The following is a 22,932-nucleotide window of genomic DNA, read 5'->3' as shown; positions in this document are numbered from 1 at the left end:
ATCGCTACCCGAAAAAGTAGGCCCAATCCCGCTGTCGGTAGTTTCGATGCTAAGCCATAAAAAGCAGATCAGGTGGTAAGGGGGATCCGTGTACGTTCGAATAGCTTATCAGAGTTTGCAATTATGGCGGTTTTGCCCAAATCTATTTATCTTTATTAATCATTTTCGGTTTGCGCAAAATATGGAAAGGCCACCAGATAAAGTCAAAGAACCTTTTTCCGCATATGGTCACTATACCTATGCGGATTACCTTTCCTGGCAGCTGGACGAGAGGATCGAGTTGATCCGGGGAGAGGTTTTTAAACAGGCAGCGGCTGCTCCTAGAAGGGTGCATCAGGAAATTTCTATGGTACTTTCAAATAAACTGTATGAATTCCTAAAAGGAAAGACCTGCAAAGTGTACGTCGCCCTATTTGACGTGCGCCTTCCGGTTTCTTCCAGAAAGCATGAGGACATCGACACCGTGGTGCAGCCGGACCTGTGTGTGGTCTGTGATCCGGAGAAACTGGATGAACTGGGCTGCGTGGGTGCCCCGGACCTGATCGTTGAGATCCTCTCTCCGGGAAATAACAAGAAAGAGATTCAACTAAAATACGAAGTGTACGAAGCCTCCGGTGCGAAGGAATACTGGGTAGTACATCCGGATGAACGTACCTTGCTGATCTATACCTTGGAAACCGGAAAATACCGTCCCTCCCGGCTGTTTACCCTGGGCGATCGGGTAAGTTCCCAGGCACTTCCGGGTTTTGAATTGGATCTGGATGAGGTGTTTGGCGAGTTGTAAACCCGATTTCGGGTTGACAACTTTTGGCTTTACAGACAGCGTAGAAAAAGCCGCATACCACTCGGTTCCTACCACGTGCGACCCTCGGCATTTTCCGAATTAACGGCTATCGTTATAACAATTTGAAAAAATTACGTAACTTTTTAAATCTAAATAGCGGTATATTTGCTTACAACAGTAACTAATCACCCGAAAATCAAAAATAGTGTTCATTTGCTGATCGGGTAATTGCATGAAGGTCTTGAAAAACATAGCGTCCATTTTCCTTTCCCTATTGGTCGTACTCAGTTCCATGAGTTTTACGGTCAACGTACACCTGTGTATGGGAGAGGTGGAAAGCGTACGTGTACTGACCGATGCGCCCGCCTGCGACATACACCGCAAGTCCTGCCACGCACCGGAGCCGGACAAAAGTAGCAAGGAAGATTGCTGCGAGGATGAGCAACGAATCCTCCACGGACAAGACGAGTTGAGCAAAGCCCCTGTTTTCCAGAAAACCCAACCCGAGCTTGTCGCTGTTCTGTCCCTGCTTGTTTCCTACGTTACTGCCGATACTGAACTACCGCTTTTTGAGGCAATGGAGGTCTACATCCCTCCACTCCTTCCCCGGGACATCCCGGTCCTCATTCAATCCTTCCTTATTTGATCCATTGATGTAAGTGAAATCCAGTCTGGATGTTTCCATCCTGACTGCCTGATTTCCCATGCCGTTCCTCTTCCAATCCGGGGAACCTTTTCGGCCATTTCCAACGATCATCAACTAAGCGAAAAATGCTCAATCGAATTATCAGGTTCTTTTTGGAGAACAAACTGGTTACCGTACTACTCCTGCTACTTATCATTGGCTGGGGGATCGCTACGGCACCCTTCAACTGGCAGATCGACTTCCTGCCCCGGGATCCCGTCCCGGTAGATGCCATTCCCGATATTGGTGAAAACCAACAAATCGTCTTTACCGAATGGATGGGTCGCAGCCCGCAGGATGTGGAAGACCAGATCACCTATCCCTTGACCACCACCCTCTTGGGTTTGCCCGGTGTAAAAACCGTGCGCAGCAGCTCCGCGTTTGGGTTTTCCAGCATTTATATCCTCTTCGAGGAAGACATTGAATTCTACTGGAGCCGCTCCCGCATCCTGGAAAAACTAAATGCCCTACCCGCCGGCCTGCTTCCGGAAGGGGTACAGCCCCGTCTGGGCCCGGATGCCACGGCTCTGGGGCAGGTGTATTGGTACACCCTCGAAGGCAGAGATAAAGCCGGCAATCCCGCAGGCGGCTGGGATCTGCATGAACTACGATCCGTTCAGGATTTTACGATTCGCTACGCACTCAGCAGCGTTTCGGGGGTGGCAGAGGTGGCTTCGGTGGGAGGCTACATCAAGGAATACCAGGTAGATGTGGACCCTGCAGCCCTTAAAGCCCATAACATCGCCTTAACGGATGTGGTACGGGCGGTAAAAAACAGCAACCTGGACGTAAGTGCCAATACGATTGAAATCAATAAGGTAGACTATTTTGTCCGTGGCCTGGGCTATGTAGAACAACTCAGCGACCTGGATGCCACCGTAGTGAAAGTCAGCGATAACGTACCCATACGGATTCAGGATGTGGCCCGGGTTACCATCGGTCCCCAACCACGAAACATGACCGGCATCCTGGACAAAGCAGGTGCCGAAGCAGTGGGCGGCGTGGTCATCGCCCGCTACGGAGAAAACCCACTCGCGGTCATACAGGGGGTAAAGGAAAAAATTGAACAACTTTCCGAAAGCCTACCCAGCAAGACGCTGGAAGACGGCAGGGTTTCCCAGTTGACGATTGTCCCGTTTTACGACCGGACCGGACTCATTTACGAAACCCTGGGCACGCTCTATCAGGCCATCAGCTTGCAGGTTTTGATTTCTATTTTGGTGATCATGGTCATGGTGTACAATCTCCGGGCCTCGCTGTTGATTTCGGCCCTGCTACCCCTTTCGGTCCTGATGTGCTTTATCTTTATGAAATACCTGAACGTCGACGCGAATATAGTCGCCCTTTCCGGTATTGCCATTGCCATTGGCACCATGGTGGACCTGGGGATCATTTTGAATGAAAACATCCTGCGCCACCTCAACGAATCCGATCCTGCCGAATCCAAACTAAAGATCATCTATACCGCCACCACCGAGGTAGCCTCTGCCATACTGACGGCGGTAAGTACGACCATTATCAGTTTTCTTCCGGTTTTCACGCTAGAAGCAGCTGAAGGAAAACTATTTGGCCCCCTTGCCTATACCAAGACTTTTGCGCTGATCGCTGCCGTTATTTTTACCTTACTTATCATGCCGGCTTTTAGCCATTGGGTATTTTCCATACGCAAAGGATCCGGAAAATCCGCTCGGATAGTCAATGGTATTCTGCTGATTTCAGGGATTCTCACCTGGATATTTGTCTGGTCCTGGGCGGGATGGGTGCTTATTGGTTTTGGACTCATCAACCTGGCCCTTCATTATTTCCCGGAAAAGGTGGAACCCTGGCGGAATTTCCTAAAGGTGGGCTTCACCTTGCTTTCCATCGCCTGGCTTCTTGCCGGAGAATGGATGCCCCTGGGCGTATCGCGCAGCCAATTGACCAATTTTCTGTTTATCTCCGTTATTATCGGTCTGGTGCTGGGTGCCTTCCTGCTGTTCCTGCACTACTACTCCCGCATCCTGAGCTGGTGCCTGGACAACAAAGGAAAATTTATAGCAGGTCCCCTGCTGGTTTTATTGACCGGAATTACCATTTGGCTGGGTTTTGACCGCACCTTTTCCCTGGTACCAACGGCCCTGGAAAAAATTGGCTTGGATATTCGGGACGGTTCCGTTTGGAAAAACATGACGGCTACTTTCCCCGGCCTGGGGGAGGAGTTTATGCCCAGCCTGGACGAAGGCACCTTTCTCCTGATGCCGACCTCCATGCCCCATGCCGGGGTGGAAGCCAACCGGGAAATCCTTCAAAAACTGGACATGCTGGTCAACGCCATCCCGGAGGTGGAAATGGTGGTAGGAAAAGCAGGTCGGGCAGAAACGGCCATTGACCCCGCTCCCATGACCATGTTTGAAAACACCATCCAATACAAAAGCGAATACGCAAGCGATGAAAATGGCGAACGACTCCGATTCAAGGTGGACGATGAAAATCGCTTCCTCCTGGAAAACGGAGAAACCTACGACCCGGAATCCAATCAGCCGGAAAACGTTTCGCTTTCCCAGCTGATTCCGGATCCGAAAGGAGCTTATTTCAGGCAATGGCGGGCGCACATTCAGCGTCCGGATGATATCTGGGATGAAATCGTAGCAAGGATTACGATACCAGGCGTCACGTCCTCTCCCAAGCTTCAGCCCATCGAGACCCGGCTGATCATGCTGCAAACCGGCATGCGGGCACCCATGGGAATCAAGGTGTACGGTCCCGATCTGGAGACCATTGAAGCCTTTGGTTTTGAACTGGAAAAATACCTAAAGGAGGTCCCTTCGGTCAAAAAAGAGGCGGTCTTTGCCGATCGTGTGGTGGGCAAACCCTACCTGGAAATTGACATTGACCGGGAGAAAATCAGCCGGTACGGATTGACGGTTGGCGAGGTGCAGGATTTTATTCAGACCGCCATTGGAGGCATGCAAATCAGCACTACCGTGGAAGGCAGGGAGCGCTACCCAATCCGGGTGCGCTATGCCCGGGAGTACCGGGACGATCCCACGGCTATCGAAAACCTGCAGGTACCCACGCCTGGAGGCGCCTACCTTCCCCTGAGTCAGCTGGCTTCCATAAGCTACCGTCCCGGACCGGGGATGATCAAAAGCGAGGATAGCTTTTTGGTAGGGTATGTTTTACTGGATAAAATGCCCGGCTTCGCCGAAGTGACGGTGGTGGAAGATGCGCAGAACCACCTGCGGGAAAAAATCGATAAGGATGAGCTGAAAGTCCCTTCCGGTGTGCGGTATGAATTTTCCGGCAATTACGAAAACCAGATCCGGGCAGAGAAGCGGCTGTCCCTGGTCATTCCCCTGTCCCTGATCATCATCTTTCTGATCCTGTATTTCCAGTTCCGCTCCGCTTTCACCTCGCTGTTTGTATTTGCCGGCATCGCCCTGGCCTTTGCCGGGGGATTTCTGATGCTGTGGCTGTACGGGCAAGGTTGGTTTATGGACGTGGACATCCTGGGCACCTCCATGCGGGAACTATTCCAGATGAAGACCTACAACTTAAGCGTAGCGGTATGGGTCGGCTTTATTGCCTTGTTTGGGATTGCTACGGATGATGGGGTGGTCATGGCTACCTACCTGGACCAGAGCTTTAAAAAGCACCAGCCGGATACCATTAGGGAAGTCCGGAAAGCGGTCATGGAGGCCGGACAGAAACGCATTCTGCCCTGCCTGATGACGACTTCCACTACGCTATTGGCCCTCTTGCCCATACTCAGCTCTTCCGGCCGGGGTTCGGATATCATGATTCCCATGGCCCTTCCCGCATTTGGGGGCATGTCCATCGGCCTGCTGACGCTGTTTTTGGTTCCCGTGCTGTATTGCTGGAGAGCGGAGGGCAAGGTCAGTCAGGAAGGAATTACGAAGGCTTGATTGGAAATTGAAGATGAGATATTTGACGCTGTAAAAAGAATACCAATGATACAAAAACTAAAAGATTTAGAGGTGGTTGAATGGAGTCGATCTATTCCTGAGGATGAAGTTTATACATCGCAACTAATAGGTGAAATGATCAAAAACCAGCAGAAATAATGGAAAAGCGCATAAAATTTAGTGAAAGGAAGGTGTCGGATAGCAGCTGGCAGCGCCTGTTGAAGCGGTTCGGAAGCCTGGTGTTTTTGGCATGCTTCGTTGGCCAGACGCTGCAGGCGCAGACGCTGGAGGAGTACCTGCAGCTCGCCCTGGAAAACAACCCCGAACTTAAGGCTTACGACCGGGACTACCAGGCCAGCCTGGAGACGGTTTCCCAGTCGGGTGTCCTGCCCGATCCGGAATTCAGTGCGGGGGTTTTTCCGGCCCCCATGGATCGGCTAATGGGCCGGCAGCACGCCGACCTGCAGCTCATGCAGTCCTTTCCCTGGTTTGGAACCCTGGGTACCCAAAAAGAGGTGGCCAACCAACAAGCACTTGCTACTTTTCAGGAATTCCGGGGAGCTAGAAACCAATTGATCTACCGGGTAAAATCGGCATGGTACCAACTCTACCGGCGCCAGGAAGAAATTCGGATTACCGAGGCGCATGCTGCCATTCTGAATCGATTGGAACGCCTGGCATTGGTCCGCTACCAATCTCAGGGGGCTACGGTAGACCCCGCTCCGGGATCCGGAAGGTCCGCCGGCATGAGCGGCGTGTTGCGGTTAAAAATGGAACTCAACGAACTTGAAACCAGCCTGGCCAATCTCAAAAGCACGCAGCAGGGCTTGATCGAAGCCTTTAACCAGTTACTCAACCGGGACCCGGGAGAAGCGGTATCCCTACCCGATACCTTACCAACGACAAATCTCCCCAAAGAACTTACGGATAATCCAGAAATCCTTACCGGAGCGCATCCCCGGCTGAAACAACTGGAAGCCACCGAGTCCGCCCTGCAGTACCAAACGGAACTACAGGGGTTGAAGGGAAAACCCATGATGGGTGCAGGGATTAGTTACATGCCCTTTAGCCCAAGGCTGGAAAACGGAATGCCCATGGGTGGACGGGACATGGTCATGCCCATGGTCAAAATCAGCCTTCCCATTTACCGAAAAAAATACCAGGCATTGCAGCAAGAAAGCAAATACCGGGAAGAGGCGATCCGTCAACGTAAAGAAAATACGGGCAACGAATTGCTCGCTCAGTGGAGTCAAACGCGTAGCGACTGGGAAAATGCGGAACGCTCGGTAGCCCTCTATCAGGAACAGATTCGCCTGGCGAACCAAACCCTGGAATTGCTGACCAATGCCTATGCAAACAACGAAGGTGATTTTGAGGCCCTGCTGGAAACCCAGCGAAAAGTACTGGATTACCGGTTCAAGTTGCTCGCCACCATCGTCGACCTGCACCTGCTGGAAGCACGGTTTGAAAATTTGGCCGGTAGCTGATGTGGGGATGTGATAATGTGAGGATGTGGGAATTGTAATCAATAGGAAAAACCTAAATGAAATGGAAAAGAGAAATGAAGTTTTGGAATTGAGTTTTGAATTTGCGTTGCAGGTCATCGAATTTTCGGAATTGTTGGAGGAAAAAAGAAAATTCGTAATAGCCCGGCAATTATTGAAATCAGGAACAGGTATCGGTGCCAGTGTAAGGGAAGCCCAAAGTTGCGAAAGTAGGGCTGACTTCATTCACAAGCTCAAGATTTCCCATAAAGAGGTTCAAGAAACGGAATACTGGCTTCTTTTATGCGCCAAAGCAGCCGCTTATCCGGATCCCCCAGAGACGATGGCTGGGCTGCTTCTTAGCATACAAAAGTTATTGAATAAAATTGTTACGACCTCCCGTGCGAATAATCGAAGATAAAAATAAACCATGAAAAAGCTTAATAAACAGGTGTTGGTATTTACAGCGATTGGAATCATCCTGGGTTTCCTGGTAGCGATGCTAATCAGCCCATCAGCAAATCAACACATCAACACATCAACACATCAACACATCGACACATCATCAGATCAATCCACCGGAGCATCAGATCATCAAACCTGGACCTGCTCCATGCATCCTCAGGTAAGGCAGCCGGAACCGGGGCAATGTCCCATCTGTGGTATGGACCTGATTCCTGCATCCACCGCTGGAGGCAACGGCAATTCCTCTCCTGCTGTCCTTGAAATGAGTGAGGCGGCCATTGCGATGGCCGAGGTTCATACGTTTACTGTAAAGGAAAATGAAACCGGGAAAGAGATTACCACTACTGGTAAAGTCCAGCCCAATGAACGAAGCCGTTCTACCATCGCTGCCAACTTTCCCGGAAGGATCGAGCAGCTCTACGTAAATTTCACCGGACAAGCCGTGCAAAAAGGCGAAAAATTGGCGGATATCTATTCCCCCGAATTGGCAAATGCCCAAAAAGAATTGTTGGAAGCTGCGAAAACCAAATCCAATTTTCCCGACTTGTACGCGGCCGCCAGACAAAAACTCCAATCCTGGAAAATCACTTCGGAGCAAATCGAGTCCATTGAATCCGGAGGAACTTTGCTGGACCGGTTTGCTATTTTAGCCGACCGATCCGGCATTGTCAGCCAACGAAACGTGGCGCAAGGGGACTATGTAAGTACCGGAACGCCTCTTTTTGACCTGGTAGACCTAAGCTCAGTATGGGTCATGCTGGACATTTACGAAACGCAACTTCCTTTCGTTCGGAACGGTGATTTGGTCTCGCTGTCCGTAGAAGGAATTCCGGGCGAAACCTTTGAAGCCCCGATTTCCTACCTGGATCCATTCATAAATTCGGATACCCGAGCTGCTCAGGCAAGACTTTTGCTGAATAATCCAGGGGACCGCCTGAAGCCGGAGATGTTTGTAACCGCCCAGATACAAACGCAGGCAAACCGGGAAAAAGGGATCCTCAGCATACCGCGGACGGCATTGCTCTGGTCCGGGAAGCGATCCGTCGTGTATGTGCAAGTGCCGGATTCCGAATACCCGGCCTACGAAATGAGGGAAGTAAGCATCGGTCCCAGAAACGGGGAAACCTACCCGGTATTGGCCGGGCTGCAGGCGGGAGAAGAAGTGGTGAGCAATGGGGTTTTTTCCATTGATGCCGCGGCACAGTTGGCCGGCAAGTACAGCCTGTTAAACCGACCGGAAAGCAAGACCATGGAGGTTTCCTCCACCTTTCAAGAACAGCTTACCCTTTTGGCAGAAGCCTATTTTGGGCTAAAAAATGCGCTGGTAGCGGACGATGGTTTAGCAGCGCGGAATGCCGGCAAACAGGTTGGAGAAGCGTTGAATAAAGTAGATATGCAGTTGGTAGAAGGAGAGGCACATGCGCTTTGGATGGAAGTAAAAGCGGAAGCCGAAAAGGCATTGGAAGGTATTGCGGAAGCTGATGGTCTTCAACCGGTCCGCAAGCAATTCATGCTGCTTTCGGAAAGCATGCTCGAGATAACCGAATCGTTTGGCCTGGAAAAAGACAAGGTATACCGGCAATATTGCCCCATGGCTTTTGGTGACGAGGGCGCCTATTGGCTGAGCGAGACCGAAGAAATCCGCAATCCCTATTTTGGTGCCGATATGTTGCGCTGTGGGGAAGTACGGGAAACCTACGAAAAAGGGAAACCGGTAATGGAGAAAAGCCCCAACACCGGCAGCCCGGGCGGGGGCGGTCACAACCACTAAACGCATCGGCCCAGCGAGTTGAATAAACCAGTAATAAACCAAAAAGTGATCATGAACGAAGAAAAGCACGAACACGAGCAACACGAAAACCACCACAATAACCACTTCCACCACGATCACCACGCACTGATGATCGAAGACTTCAAAAGACGTTTTTGGATCTCCCTGGTGCTGACCCTTCCGATTCTGGTGCTGTCCGAAATGATCCAGCAATGGCTGGGGTTCACCATCTCCTTCGAGGGAGACAAATCCGTCCTTTTTGGCTTGTCCACCATCTTGTTTTTCTACGGGGGATGGCCGTTTTTGAAAGGCCTTTTTGACGAACTCCGGGAACAAAATCCTGGGATGATGACCCTGATAGCTGTGGCCATCATCGTGGCCTACGGTTACAGCAGTGCTGTGGTCTTTGGGCTGGATGGCACAGACTTTTACTGGGAGTTAGCCACCCTGATCGTGGTGATGCTTCTGGGACACTGGATAGAAATGAAGTCGGTGATGGGAGCTTCGCGCTCACTGGAATTACTCGTACAACTAATGCCCGCGGAAGCGCACCTATTGGACGGGAAGGATGTCAAGGAGGTGAAGGTAAGCGAATTAAAAAAAGGAGACCGGATTCTGGTAAAGGCCAACGAAAAAATCCCCGCGGACGGAGTCATTGAGAAAGGAGAAAGCCATCTGGACGAAAGCATGATTTCCGGTGAAAGCAAACCCGTAAAGCGCTCCAAGGGAGATGAGGTAGTCGGAGGTTCTGTAAACGGCAACCAATCCCTGGAGGTGAAAGTCCAGAAAACGGGGGAGGAGAGTTACCTAAACAAGGTAATCGGCCTTGTAAAGGAAGCGCAATCCAGCAAGTCCAAAACCCAACACCTGGCGGATCAGGCAGCCAAATGGCTTACCTTTATCGCGCTGGGTGCCGGAACAACCACACTGGTGGTCTGGCTGTTGATGGGCAAGCCCTGGGATTATGCCCTGGAACGAATGGTTACCGTAATGGTCATTTCCTGCCCCCACGCACTTGGCCTGGCAATCCCCCTGGTAGTGGCCATTTCCACCTCGGTATCGGCCGGAAAGGGCCTGTTGATCCGAAACCGAACCGCTTTCGAAAATGCTCGAAAAATAACGGCCATGGTATTTGACAAAACCGGCACACTGACTGAGGGCAACTTCGGTGTGTCCCGGTACGAAAGCCTGTCGGAATCGCTCAGCGAAAAGCAAGTATTGGCTTTTGCCGCCTCGCTGGAACAGGGATCGGAACATCCCATCGCGCAGGGAATCGTGAAAAGGGCAAAGGAAGAAAAACTGGATCTTCACGAAGTTAGCCAGTTTGAAGGACTTACCGGAAAAGGAGTACAGGGAGAAGTGAATGGCGAATCCTGGAAAGTGGTGAGCCCCGGCTACCTGGACGAAAAAAACATATCCCTTCCCAAAAAATCCCAGTCCGAAAAAGCGGAAACCATCGTTTTTATACTCAAAGGACAGGACCTGGTAGGCTTTGTGGCACTGGCAGACAAGGTCAGGGAAGACAGCCTACCGGCCATCAAATCGCTTAAGGAAGCCGGAATGAAGGTATTTATGGCCACAGGGGACAACGAAAAAACCGCCAAAGCGGTGAGTGAGGAATTGGGTTTGGATGACTACTACAGCGGAGTGCTGCCGGATGAGAAAGTCGAACTAATTAAAAAACTGCAAAAGGAAGGCTACTTTGTAGCCATGACGGGAGACGGAGTAAACGATGCGCCAGCCCTGGCCCAGGCCAATGTAGGCATCGCAGTAGGTTCGGGTACAGATGTGGCCGCAGAAACAGCAGACATTATCCTGGTCAACAGCAATCCCAAGGACATTGCGCAATTGGTCCGATTTGGCACGGCTACCTACAAAAAGATGATCCAAAACCTGGTCTGGGCCACCGGCTATAATGCCATTGCGATGCCCCTCGCCACTGGGTTTATCCCCGGCCTGCTGATCAATCCGGCCATCGGTGCGATCTTTATGAGTTTGAGCACCATCATTGTGGCCGCCAACGCACAACTATTGCGCAAGCAGATGGACTAATTCGGGGTCGGCAGGGCCAATTGCTCACGTAGCAGTTCCTCCTCCATCATTCGCTGTTCCAATTCCCGCGCATAGGTTCGGCCCTTTTTGAATCCAAACTGGGTGTAGGCTCTTCCTGCCCAGCTTTTTGCTGTGGTCAGGTCTCCCAGTACTTCGTGTGCCAGGGCCAAATTAAAGCAAAATTTCCCTTGGATCTTGGGGTCGGAAACCGATGACAAGCCATTTTCCCAGGCAACAATCGCTTCCTCCCACTGATCTACTTCTGCATGGCGTGCGCCCTGGCTTAATGCCGGGTGGTCCTTCGGCTTGCCGTAATAATTGCGCCGAATAGCCACATACATGGGCGCTACCCTTCGGGCGTAGGAAGCACCGGCCATTTGCCCCACTTCTCGGGTAGCAAGGGATTTGTCGATCAGTAAGGCCAATGCCTGGGTACGGGTTTCCGCTTCGGCAGTCCAGACATTGTTGGTACCAAAGTCTGCCTGATCCACCAAGGTGCCCGTGAGGGGGTCGTACAGGCGGAATCCTGCCTGCACGGAGGCGAGGCCTTCCGTCAAAATTCCCGGCACCTCGATGATGCGGGCATCTTTCCCCGAGCCTACTTCCTTTTTGATCGTTATCTTTTTCTCAGTAATCACAAAATCCGAGTCGAATTTCTCAAGCGTGAGCACCCCGTCGGCCTGGTATTTTTCGCAGAGGTACTCGATCTGCTCCCAGCTAAGGGGCTTGGGAAAGACCTGCCCAAATAGCCCACCCTTGAGCCGTTCGGTTGCCCGGATGATTTCGTAGCGGGGCGAGGTGGACAGTTCCTGCTGTATCGTGGCCATGGTGGCATCAATCGCATTCCTCACTTCAAAAGGAGCCTCTCCACTAAGTATCCCTTCCACAATGGATACCCCCTGACTCTCGGGCAGGGTGCGATCCACCAGCAACAGGCGCTGTACGTGATTGGGCACCGGAATCTCTGCCGGCATCAGACGCGTGAGGGAAACATTTTTTGAACAGGAGGCCAAGAAAATGGCGAGTGCAAAGCAACTCAGGCTGACTAAAATGGTTTTTTTCGAAATACCCATAACGATAACTATACGATCAACGCAAATTTAGAAATTTGCAGGTGGCAACGGATAGGTTCGATAAAAAAAAATCGAGACACCCCGAAATCGAGGTGTCCCGTGTTTTCGATTTCCTTTTCCAAAGGGTTACCAGGGTTTTCCGGTTCCCTGGATTACCCAGGGTTTTGACCAGGCACTGTTTTGGCCATCTATTTCCGAGAAGTTGGTTTCTTCGAGCCGTGACATGGCTCGTTCCGTTTCTGTAGCATTTAGGTTTCGCTCCTCGATCATGTAGTAAAACCGTACGGGTAAAGCAGACCGAATCGCAAAGGGACCGGCTTCCAGTACCGGAAAGCCAGTGCGCCTGTAGTCAAACCAGGATTCGGCAGCAGCCGTCCAGGAGGCGATCCATTTCTGTTCCATCAGCTGTTCCAACGTTCCGTCGAAGCGAACATCTATCTCTTCCAGATAGCTTGATGCCTGATCGCCAAGCCCCCAGGTGGTAAAAGATGCCTGAATCGCCGTATTGTAGTAATTTTCAGCAGTATTCCCCACATTCCATCCTTTCAATGCTGCCTCAGCCAAGATAAAATTCACTTCCGAAGCAGAAATAATTCGTGCGCGCAATAAGGGACCCGTTGCCTGCCGGTACCGATCGTTTAACCAGGAAACGTGTGGATTAAACGAAGCTTGATTGGCATCCGGACTGAGGTTGTACACCTGTGGTCCGGGGATTGCCGGCGGAATCCCCACGTAGTCGGGGTTTTGGCTGATGTCTTCGAGCGCCACATTCCGTTCTGCCAACACATCCGGCGAAAGCAGACGTCTGCCGTTTTCAACACGGTCGGTGCCTGGAGGCAGGCTTTCGTCCACCACCAAAGGGATTTGCACCGGGTTGGCCCATACAGTTAGGCGGGGATCGTTTTTGGAGCGCATGGCCTCTACCAGTGTCTGGCACATTTTTAGTCGGCGGTAATTGCTGGCATCGGCATCGTATCGGGTATTGGCCGGCCAGGAGGTGTCGTTACTGATACCGGCAAATCCCATGCTGGCATCGTCCGTGGGATTCACGATTAAGGGATTTGACGTTGGGTCTGCTAGCAAGGCTTCAATACCTTGCCTGGCAAATTCAGGAAGCTTTTCCGATACCCGCATGTAGTAGCGTAGCCTTAGGGAATTGGCCATCTTCCTCCATTTTGCCGGATCCCCGTTGTAATATACATCTACGCCGTCCAGGCTGCTGTTATAAGCAGCTCGTGGCTGAGAAAGGAGTTCATTGGCTGTTTCCAGGTCCGACAAAATTCCGCGATAGATTTCCTCCTGGGTATCGAATGCGGGAAAAGTAGCCTCAGGGGTACCCTCCGCTCCCCGAAGTGCCTGACTGTAGGGGGCATCTCCCCAAAGATCCGTAATCAAACCAAACATCATGGATTTTATGACCAACGTCACCCCCATGTGTAGCTCCTGATCCAATTCAATGGCTTTGTCGTAGACAAATTGATTGTTGCGTAGAATGGCGTAATACCCAGCCCAGCTATTGCTCCGGTTCCAGGCGTACTGGTTATGTGCCCCGGACCATCCATCTTTTTGCGTGTGTTGCATTACCCCCGCAATGTCCTGATATCCCAGGTTAACGATGGTTTTACCTGCCTCGGTAAGTACCGTAGATAGTACCAGATTTGGATTGGCCGTTTCCGGGTTGGCCCCATTTGGGTTGATATTCATTTCTATCAACTCTTCCGTACAAGAAACGGTCAACAAACAAGTCAGTACAAATCCGAAAATAAGCTTATTATTGAATTTCATAACGATTTTTTTTGATCACCGAATCTTGATTAAAAGGTTGCGTTTACTTTAAAACCAATGGGCATTACCCAGGGCATCACGTTCCATCGTTCAATACCTTGTTTAAACTGGGATCCTGCCTGCACGCCTGCCTGGGGCTGAAAAGCCATTTCCGGATCAACATTGATCTTCGCAGCAGTCCACAGGATAATATTTCGGCTGTAGACCGAAAAATTTATTTGTTGCATGCGCAGTGCCTGGGCGAATCTCTGCGGTGCATCGTACCCAAAAGAGACCTCCCTCAATTTCACAAAGGAGGCGTCATACAGAAAGGCTCTGGCAAAACTCCATGCCGTACTGCCGGCATAGGGAAGCGTGAGGGTACCGCCTGGCTGCCCGATATTCTCCCCGAGGTTTTCGGCAAACTCCGTTGGATTTCCATTTTCATCGAAGGCCGTAGCGTAAACACCTGGAATAAAAACCCCTCCGTAGGGCAGTGTGAATGGTCCGAAGGTGAACGGGTACCCGCCATAATCAGGGGTAGGCCCGCCTACAAGGGGAAAGTTATTCCCATTGATCAGAATCATGGACTCCCTATTTTCCAGCAAGTACTCTTTCAAGGCCGCTCCTGATCGGTCACCCGGGTGAATTAACTTGTCTAAAAAAATCTGTGACCTGCCGTGCTCTTCTCCGAAACGGTAGGTTTGAGACACAAAATCACCTCCATTTCTCCAGTCAAAGGTCAGGTTGAGGTGAAAATTTTTGTAGGAAAGGGAAGTTTGCATACCCAAAATAAAATCCGGATTGAAATTTCCAATTTTATTGCGGCTGTTTACCGCATCCACATCCTGCCATTTTCCTGTCTGATCCAGTATTGGAAAGCCGAAATACGGAGATTCCGGATCTTCTACGGTCACCACTTTGGCATCGTAAATATCGCCGATTTCTTCTCCCACATAAGTCCAGGCCCCACCTCTGGCGTCGGTCCACAAGGTGTAATAGGGGAGTTCATCAGCAAGCTCCACTATACGGGTACGATTTCGGGTTAGGTTAAAGTTTGCAGTCCAGTTCCAATTTGGGCTCTGCACCAGGTCTGCCCCCAGGGTTAGTTCTATGCCTTTACTGCGCAGAAGTCCGGCATTGATATTTTTAGCCGAATAACCGGTAGAAGGTGGGAGTCCGGTGCTGAAAATTTGATTGCGGTTTTCTACCATGTAATAGGTGCCGCTAAACCTGATACGATTGTTAAACAGATGCAGATCCATTCCCCCTTCGTAAGAAGTAGCAATTTCGGGCTTCAGCGAGGGGTTTAGCAGGGTCCCCGGCAGAGAAAGTCGGGGAATATTGCCCCATGCGCCTGCATTGGACAAGGCAGCAATGAGGCGGTATGGGTCGGCATCGTTCCCAACGGAAGCGTAGCCGCCGCGAATTTTTACCAGGCTAAACGGCTCGGAAAAGTCCAGGATTTCGTTAACCAGAAGACTTAGCGAGGCAGATGGATAAAAATAAGGTGCCGCATCCGGAAGGGTACTTGACCAATCGTTTCGCGCCGTCAGGTCCAGGTAAATCATGTCCTTGTACCCAAGATTTGCCAATGCGTACAAACTGTGTATGCCCCGCTCAAACCGGCTATTGGCGTACTGTATGTTGTCCGGGGCAATATTCTGAACGGTATATACCCCGGGTGTAATTAAGCCTGCGCCTGGCTTGGAACCGGCGAACAAATTACTCCCGTTTTGGTACCGGATATTGCCTCCTCCGGAGAGCGATACGCTGTAGGGACCAAAATCTTTCGCATAGGTCAACAAAAAATCAGCATTGGATTCAAAGCCTTGCAGTTCGGTAATGCCGTAGGCTCCCTCGGGCTCCTGACTGTAACTTCGTGCTATTTTACTTTCCCGCGTCTCTCGGTACAAATCAAGTGCGTACCGGGCAAACAAACTAAACGAGGGAGATAGCTGCCAATCCGCTTTTATGTTCCCAAATACCCGATCGCGTATAAAACTATTATTTACCTCATTGGCCAAAAAATAGGGATTATTTGTTACCCGAACGGGCTGGTCGGCATCCACCGTCTTTTGTTCCAACCCTTCCTGACCGGGTAGCCAGTAGTCTTTCAGGTCCAGTATATTCACATGAGGAGACGTTTCGTATACCCATTGAAGTGGATTGGTTCCGCGCTCTCCAGCTGGTCGGTTGTTAGAATTGTTTCGGCTCACGTCCAGATTAGTACTTACATTCAGCCGACTGCTGACTGCTACGGAAGAATTGATATTCAGGGTATTGCGAAACAAATCCGCATTGGGAATAATGCCCTTGTTGCGCATGTTGGAATAGGAAATACGGTAATTCATCGCTTTGGTGCTGTTTGCGATGGAAAAACTGTTGGCCGAAGTGATGCCTGTTTGCATAAAATTCCGCACGTTGTCCGGGTAAGATACCAGAGGTATCGGAATGCGGTTCCCATTTTCATCCAACGGGCTGTTCCATTGTACCTCCTCGTATCCCTTATCCAGGGCCGCACCAAAGGCTGCATTCACGTTTTCCTGTACCAGGCTTCCAAAGGGATTGGATAAGGGCGTCCCACTAATATCGGCAGGTATGGCTGAAAACTGACCGGACCCGAATTCGCTGTGCCACTTCAAGAACTTAAAGGGAACATCAAATACCGTATTCGAAGTCACACTGACCGTAAGTCGATCTACATTTCCTCGCTTGGTAGTAATGAGTACTACGCCATTACCCGCTCTAGAACCATACAAAGCCGCTGCACTTGGCCCTTTCAAGATGGAGATTTCTGCAATATCATCCGGATTGAGACCCGAGATGGCATTCCCGTAATCTACCCTGTTTTCGGTCCCTACGGAAGAAACATTATTTAGGGTATTGGCGATGGGCACTCCATCCACGACGAATAGCGGCTGATTGTCCGAACTCAGCGAGGTAGCGCCACGGATGACCATGCTTACTGACGAACCGGTGGCACCCGTTGAACTGATCGTGGCTCCTGCCACTTTTCCGGCCATGGCATTTAAGAAGCTTTCCTGCGCTACGCGTGTCATTTCCTCCCCGTCCACCCGCTCAATCGAGTATCCCAGGGATATTTCTTCACGCCGAATCCCCAATGCCGTTACCACCACTTCCCCCAGGTCGGAAGCGTCGGGAATCATTTCGATGCTGAGGACCGACCGGTTGCCCACCGTTTCCTCGACCGGCTGGAAACCAATGTAAGAAAAAACGAGCACAGTGCCGGCACCCGGAACCTCCAGCGAAAAATTGCCTTCAGCGTCTGTCGCCGTACCGGCTTGAGAACCTTGAATCAAAACGTTAACCCCGGGAATTCCCAGGCCGTCTTCGGATGACCGAACGGTACCTCGCACCTGCCGACTTTGCGCCAGCGCATCCAAATAGCAGGTTCCAGTAAGGAACCAAAACAAGATCAGAACCACGCCGAGCCTGTTCGCATGTAACTGTTTTCCCATAAACTTGCCTTTAAAGTTGCTGTACTTTATTTGTAGTACGCTACTAATCAAAAACATACCCCTATGACAGCATATTTTCACAGCAAATAGCAAAATAATCCCATATACCTCCCAGGCGAAAGCGTTAAGAATGCATATCCTTATTGTTAAATTCGTATTAGCAAAAGGAAATTCGGAAAAACTAGCAGCTCTGGCTCACCCTCCGTGGGAATAACAAACCCCTTACCGTCCGAACAACTTCTTTTTTGTACGATCGATCCAATCCAATTTTTTGGCGAGTTTCGGCCCGGGAGCAAAGCGATAGATCAGATTAAACCGGTAATTTCCCGTCCCTACATGTATACGGTGGCCAGCAACTGGCGCCAGATTTACCTGATTGTACACGTAATTGACGTTTACCGACCATCGGTCGGAATTGTACCCTGTAAATCCGCGCAAAAAATAATTTGGTCGTACCGCCCAATTGCGTTCCTCCGCTCCGGTTGCATCGTGCAGGGAGGTACGCCCGACCGAGAATCCCGAGGCAGCCGACAGGGTAAGGAAGAAATGCTTTTTCACGACCAATGAATACGCATAGCCAATTGTGGGACTCCATTCCATAAATTTAACCTGCCGAAGGTCGAACTCCCTTGCCAGCGAAGTGGGCAGGATCCCATATTGGTTTCGCACCTGCCCGCCGTATACTTCCATACCCGCCAAAAAAGAGCCAGCCGAACGTTGTTGCCATTCGTTTTGCAAAAAAGCAGCCCGGTAGGAAAATTTATCCCCATTAAATAAGTACTGAACCGAGGCTCCTACCTTCCGTAACTTCATGTCTGGAAACAGCCTGTCCTCCCCATCAGCAAGCTGCAAGTTATCCCCGCTTAGGAAATACCCGTTATAAAATTGCCCAAATAGGTCGATGACCCAGTTTTTGGGATACGCGTGTGCCTGCAGATCCAGGTAGTTGGTCTCCCCTCTGCCTCTTTCCGGGTTGATGAAGCCAAACCCATAGGCCAGATTTAGTGTCAGGTTTTGGTAGGTAAGCCCAAACCCCGTGTTCAACGTAGAATTAGGCATGTACCAAAGTCTCTCTCCACCCTTTTCCAGGCCCATTCCGCTGAACTTTCTGGACAAATAGTACCTCCCGACCAGTTTTGAAGGGAAGGTTTGGTAGTAAAGGGTATCGTCCTTTGTTTGTTGCCCTTGCGAATTATGCACCGAAACCATCCAAACACACACACACAACAGGAAAAACTTCATGATTACAAATTAAAACCAATAACCCTACCAAACAACAAAACTCCAAAACAAAGCGAGCAGTGGAGGGACAAATAGAAAGAGGAGGTCAGTAAAAATAATTTCGAAATAACCTCCTTTTTAATCGTGAGAAAAAGATAAGTATAAAAAGTTGCTTAATCACCCGCGACAAAGGTAAGGAAATTTCTCGCAATAACGCAATAAAAAATTCTTCGTAAGTTTCGATAATTTAAAGAAATAATTACAATCAACTTCTCACGGCTAAACGCCTTTTTTTGAGGATATTGAACCTGTCCACCGGTGCCCGATCATAAATTTCATCTGCGTAGCCTCAAAATTTAAACAGGTTTTGCACCTCAAAATACAAATAAATATTACTTTTAGCAGTTTATTTTGTTTTATACAAATTTTTATCGGCTTTAATACTTCATTATTCTAAGATAGGCATAGATAGAAGCGAATAGCTGTACTATTGCACACACGAAAAAAACGCATTGATTAAAATACCCGAATAAAAAAATAATTATTAAAATAATTCAATTATACACAAAGCCTTTGAAGGGGGTAATTGTGGCCACTTAACGCTGATCTTAGTGGCAAGAAGTCCGTACAACGCAACCCAACCAATAGAAAGAATCGGAGACGACGGTCCTAGAATGGATCGGTCTTGCACTTCCATCCCATCGATTCACCATTCCAGCGGGAACCGATTCCCGATAGGAAGGGGCAGTAGCGGGCACGATCAATCAAGGCTGCAGCAGGGACAAGCGAAAAACTGATACGAATTTGCTAAATTTTATCCTTGCCAGAGAACCATTTCTTAAAGTAGTAAACGAGGGGATTGGTGTATTTCAGTTGTTTCCAGGGCCTGCTTCCGTGTGGCCGGTGCAAAACGGGCAGGTCCATGAGAATGTAATTATCAAAGCCTAACTCTCGGGCTTTATGACTGATGTGGGTATCGTACCAGTCCTTGTCCAGGTCCAGATTGGAAAAGTCATAGGCGGATAAGAATGGATTACTTAGCAGGGTGCAGCAGAAGCTGAGACTCCGCTGGGTCTGCAGGGCTCCTGTTCGTTTTTCCTGTTTAAATTTCAGGTAAGGAAAATTGACCTTACCCCGCTCATCCTGCGTAATGGCCCCCACCAATCCGGTAGCTGGATTGGCTGCTGCGAAAGAAACCAGCCGCGCGAAGGTATCCGACTGAACCGTCACGTCGGATTCGACGATGATGAGTGGCAGCCCGGTTTTAAGGGCCTCTTTCTGCGCGCACACCAGCACCTTGTCGTAATTCGGGGAGGGATCCGCCGTAAGGTCTTCCAGGTGCACCAGTTCAAAGTCCATATCCTTTTGGGCTGCCTGTAGGCCCGCTTTGGTGGTCTCTGTAGAAAAATCATCAAACACCCAATAAGAAAACGTTCCTTGCGCCTGCTTTACGGCCCGGATTGTCTCCAGGGAAGCTTCCAGGGCATCTTTTACGGGTGTCACTACGATTGCTTGCATCGGTCAGGAGCGAATTAAAAAAGCCCCGGATAAGCATCCAGGGCTTTGGAGAAAACTCAGTTTAATTTAGCCAGGGCCTCCTTGATTCGCTTCAGGGCTTCCTTCAATTCTGCTTCCGAAGCGGCATAGGATAAGCGAACGGATTTGGGGGCACCAAAGGCCGCTCCCGTCACCAGAGAGACATGGGCTTCGTTTAGTAGGTACAGGCAAAAATCATCGGCACTTTCGATGACTTGCTTCCCGGTGGTAGTTTTTCCAAAGAACTCAGATATATCCGGGAAAAAGTAAAACGCACCTTCGGGAACATGGGTTTTAATCCCCGGGATTTCCCGCAGCAAGCCCAGCACCAGGTCTCTTCGCTTGAGGTAGGCCGCAGCCATTTCCTCCGTAGGCCGCTGATCGCCAACCAGTCCTGCCAAAGCCGCTCGCTGCGCGATGCCGGTACCTCCGGAGGTAAACTGCCCCTGGATTTTTTCACAGGCTTTGGCAATGGCTACCGGCGCACAGATGTACCCGACCCGCCACCCGGTCATGGCATAGCCTTTGGAAAAACCGTTGACCGTGATCGTCCGCTCGAACATCCCCGGAAAGGAGGCGATGCTGGCATGTTGTCCGGTAAAATTAATCAATTCGTAAATTTCATCAGCAATCACCACCAGGTCTTCCGTTGATTTCACTACTTCGGCAATGGCCTCTAATTCTTCTTTACTAAATACCGAACCCGATGGATTGCAGGGAGAGGAATAAATCACCGCCTTGGTCTTGTCGGTAATGGCTTCCTTCAACTGAGCAGCCGTGGCTTTGAAATTATTTTCCAAATTTCCCTCAATCAATACCGGCACCCCCCCGGCGAGTTTGATGATTTCGGAATAGGACACCCAATAGGGCGAGAAAATGACTACCTCGTCTCCCTCGTTGATCAAACACATGAACACATTGGCAATGGAGTGTTTCGCTCCCGTGGAGACCACGATGTTTTCTGCTTTTGCTTCCGCTATGTGGTTTTGTTCACGAAGTTTCCTGGCAATCGCCTCCCGAAGATCCTGATAGCCGGCTACCGGAGGATAGGAAAAGTATTTGCCTTCATCTATGGCAGCTTTCGCTGCTTCCTGTATGTGTTTCGGAGTCTTGAAGTCCGGCTCGCCCAGACTAAGCCCTATGATATCGATGCCCTGGCTTTTAAGTTCCCTGGCTGTTTTTGCCATCGCAAGCGTGGCTGACTCTTCCATATTGATGATGCGATCGGATAGGATGGAATTCATGTATGCGTTGTTTTTAATAAATGAGATTCAGTAGTGTATGCCTGTGCCTTGGGGGAAATTGCAAACAAAATCGTGTGGCCTTTCCAACACATTTTTTAATTTTGCAAAAATAAGGATATTGCCAACGATTCCTAAATCTTTGATCAGTTTTGAACGAACCCTGCCTGGCCTATCCTTGGTGGAATAATACCTGCAGCCCGCCTGCATTCATACTAAAAGCCGCTTGAAGCCGTTACTCCTATACCATGAAAAAGTCGCTATACCTTCTTGGCCTCCTGCTCTTTACCTTCGTCGTGCTTCCGGGTTTCGCACAAGAATCCGATGCGGTTGCCGATCCGGATTCCTCTGGCGTAGAAAAGAGTCGGCTGCTCCCTACTTCTACCCCGGTATTGTTATTCTCTGCCGTGGAAGATGAAGAGAAAGAAGATAAAAAAAAGAAAAAGCGTAAAAAAAACGTGTACTTTGGAGAAAAGACCAAAAAAGCCCTGATCAAAAGTAGTTTCCGGGAACAGGTTACCTATCAGGTCTTCCACTTTACCCTGAATCACCGCCAACCCGACCCGTACATCCGGGACATCTATTGGTACGACTCCCGAAACAAAGCCATAAAGAATTCCGGCTACCAGCCCGCTGCCGGTTACCTGCTACACGGCCCCTACGAAAGGCGCATCGGCGAAAACGTGGTAGAAAGCGGCATGTACTATTACGGTACCAAACACGGACGTTGGATGTCGTACGATGGCAAAAACATTTTACTTGACAAGCGCCATTACGCCGAAGGCTGGCCAAAAGACTCCCGAATCACCTATTACAACCGGGGAGAACGAAAGATTGAGAAACTTACCCCCATCGAATACGAACTGGAGGAGGGAAATTTCTATCATTTTTATCCGGATGGGCAGGTAGCGGTCACCGGAGAATATCGGTATGGAGAAAAAGTCGGCTTATGGACCGCCTATTGGCCTGCCCAGAAAGATAGAACCATAAAAAAACGGGAAATCCAATACCAATCGGAAGCCTTTACCTCCGATTTTAAACCTTACATCCGGGCGGAATGGGACAGGGAAGGAAATTTGATCTACCGAACTACCAATTAGTAAAACGCATCTTCAAAATGTTTGAAGGCCACCCGGCCGTGAGGGTCCCGGTACACCCCCACAATGTCAAAGCGGATATCCCGGTGCCAGTCGATCTCGTAGATGTAATGGTCCGCCGCACGGATGATCAATTGGCGTTTTTTGTAGTCCACAAACTCCTCCGCGTAGCCATAGCCTGTACCGGTCCGGAATTTCACTTCCACAAACACGAGCAGCTCTCGGTGGGTCATGATCAGGTCAATTTCGGCATGCTTGTAACGGTAATTTTCCGCAAGAAAAACATAGCCTTTACCTTCCAGCCATTCCCTGGCCAGTTGCTCGGCTTCTCTTCCCCGATCGTTATGTTCCGCCATTCTGTGATATTGACTA

Annotated in this window: 16 protein-coding genes; 9 read left to right on the top strand and 7 right to left on the bottom strand. The window is 50.1% G+C overall.

Translation table 11 applies throughout. The features are described from left to right. Positions 1 to 181 precede the first annotated feature (181 nt). The 8 genes from BMW71_RS07955 to BMW71_RS07925 all read left to right on the top strand — a co-directional run bounded on the left by BMW71_RS07955 (position 182) and on the right by BMW71_RS07925 (position 11,146). Positions 182 to 784 carry a Uma2 family endonuclease gene (locus BMW71_RS07955; protein ID WP_092171826.1) on the top strand — a complete coding sequence of 201 codons (603 nt, stop codon included), beginning with the start codon at positions 182 to 184 and terminating at the stop codon, positions 782 to 784. Positions 785 to 1,025: 241 nt separating this feature from the next. Further along, complete coding sequence (locus BMW71_RS07950; protein ID WP_143057577.1) at positions 1,026 to 1,430, top strand: HYC_CC_PP family protein; 405 nt, start codon at positions 1,026 to 1,028, stop codon at positions 1,428 to 1,430. Between the two features lie 125 nt (positions 1,431 to 1,555). Further along, positions 1,556 to 5,374, top strand: a complete 3,819-nt coding sequence (locus BMW71_RS07945; RefSeq protein ID WP_092171821.1) for an efflux RND transporter permease subunit — start codon at positions 1,556 to 1,558, stop codon at positions 5,372 to 5,374. Continuing rightward, positions 5,375 to 5,533 (top strand): hypothetical protein, encoded by a 159-nt coding sequence (locus tag BMW71_RS23680; RefSeq protein ID WP_177179592.1) that lies wholly within the window; start codon positions 5,375 to 5,377, stop codon positions 5,531 to 5,533. Then, positions 5,533 to 6,861 (top strand): TolC family protein, encoded by a 1,329-nt coding sequence (locus BMW71_RS07940; RefSeq protein WP_092171818.1) that lies wholly within the window; start codon positions 5,533 to 5,535, stop codon positions 6,859 to 6,861. The genes BMW71_RS23680 and BMW71_RS07940 overlap by 1 nt, the downstream gene beginning before the upstream one ends. Before the next feature lie 61 nt (positions 6,862 to 6,922). Beyond that, positions 6,923 to 7,279, top strand: a complete 357-nt coding sequence (locus BMW71_RS07935; protein WP_092171816.1) for a four helix bundle protein — start codon at positions 6,923 to 6,925, stop codon at positions 7,277 to 7,279. 9 nt (positions 7,280 to 7,288) lie between these two features. Then, positions 7,289 to 9,094, top strand: coding sequence for an efflux RND transporter periplasmic adaptor subunit (locus BMW71_RS07930; RefSeq protein ID WP_092171813.1), 1,806 nt, complete (start codon positions 7,289 to 7,291; stop codon positions 9,092 to 9,094). Positions 9,095 to 9,145: 51 nt separating this feature from the next. Continuing rightward, positions 9,146 to 11,146 carry a copper-translocating P-type ATPase gene (locus BMW71_RS07925; protein WP_092171811.1) on the top strand — a complete coding sequence of 667 codons (2,001 nt, stop codon included), beginning with the start codon at positions 9,146 to 9,148 and terminating at the stop codon, positions 11,144 to 11,146. Here BMW71_RS07925 and BMW71_RS07920 read toward each other — a convergent pair. From BMW71_RS07920 to BMW71_RS07895, 6 genes are all read right to left on the bottom strand, one after another. Beyond that, positions 11,143 to 12,219, bottom strand: coding sequence for a DUF6340 family protein (locus BMW71_RS07920; protein ID WP_244891115.1), 1,077 nt, complete (start codon positions 12,217 to 12,219; stop codon positions 11,143 to 11,145). The genes BMW71_RS07925 and BMW71_RS07920 overlap by 4 nt on opposite strands. Before the next feature lie 126 nt (positions 12,220 to 12,345). Then, positions 12,346 to 14,004 carry a SusD/RagB family nutrient-binding outer membrane lipoprotein gene (locus BMW71_RS07915; protein WP_092171808.1) on the bottom strand — a complete coding sequence of 553 codons (1,659 nt, stop codon included), beginning with the start codon at positions 14,002 to 14,004 and terminating at the stop codon, positions 12,346 to 12,348. Positions 14,005 to 14,033: 29 nt separating this feature from the next. Then, complete coding sequence (locus BMW71_RS07910) at positions 14,034 to 17,465, bottom strand: SusC/RagA family TonB-linked outer membrane protein (RefSeq protein WP_092172806.1); 3,432 nt, start codon at positions 17,463 to 17,465, stop codon at positions 14,034 to 14,036. Between the two features lie 222 nt (positions 17,466 to 17,687). Next, on the bottom strand, positions 17,688 to 18,707 hold the full coding sequence (locus tag BMW71_RS07905) for a DUF4421 domain-containing protein (RefSeq protein ID WP_092171805.1): 1,020 nt from the start codon (positions 18,705 to 18,707) through the stop codon (positions 17,688 to 17,690). Positions 18,708 to 19,493: 786 nt separating this feature from the next. Further along, entirely contained in the window at positions 19,494 to 20,204 is a 711-nt protein-coding gene (locus tag BMW71_RS07900; protein ID WP_092171803.1) for a glycosyltransferase, read from the bottom strand. Positions 20,205 to 20,260: 56 nt separating this feature from the next. After that, positions 20,261 to 21,466 carry a pyridoxal phosphate-dependent aminotransferase gene (locus BMW71_RS07895; RefSeq protein WP_092171800.1) on the bottom strand — a complete coding sequence of 402 codons (1,206 nt, stop codon included), beginning with the start codon at positions 21,464 to 21,466 and terminating at the stop codon, positions 20,261 to 20,263. 245 nt (positions 21,467 to 21,711) lie between these two features. Here BMW71_RS07895 and BMW71_RS07885 point away from each other — a divergent pair, with 245 nt between their 5' ends. After that, positions 21,712 to 22,563, top strand: coding sequence for a toxin-antitoxin system YwqK family antitoxin (locus tag BMW71_RS07885; RefSeq protein ID WP_092171795.1), 852 nt, complete (start codon positions 21,712 to 21,714; stop codon positions 22,561 to 22,563). Here BMW71_RS07885 and BMW71_RS07880 read toward each other — a convergent pair. Next, on the bottom strand, positions 22,560 to 22,916 hold the full coding sequence (locus BMW71_RS07880) for a YraN family protein (RefSeq protein ID WP_092171792.1): 357 nt from the start codon (positions 22,914 to 22,916) through the stop codon (positions 22,560 to 22,562). The two genes, BMW71_RS07885 and BMW71_RS07880, sit on opposite strands and share 4 nt — an antisense overlap. Positions 22,917 to 22,932: the final 16 nt, after the last annotated feature.

Origin of the sequence: Cyclobacterium xiamenense, assembly GCF_900109255.1 — a bacterium.
In the GTDB taxonomy this organism is placed as follows: Bacteria; Bacteroidota; Bacteroidia; order Cytophagales; family Cyclobacteriaceae; genus Cyclobacterium; species Cyclobacterium xiamenense.
This window is presented reverse-complemented; position numbering and strand designations above follow the sequence as displayed.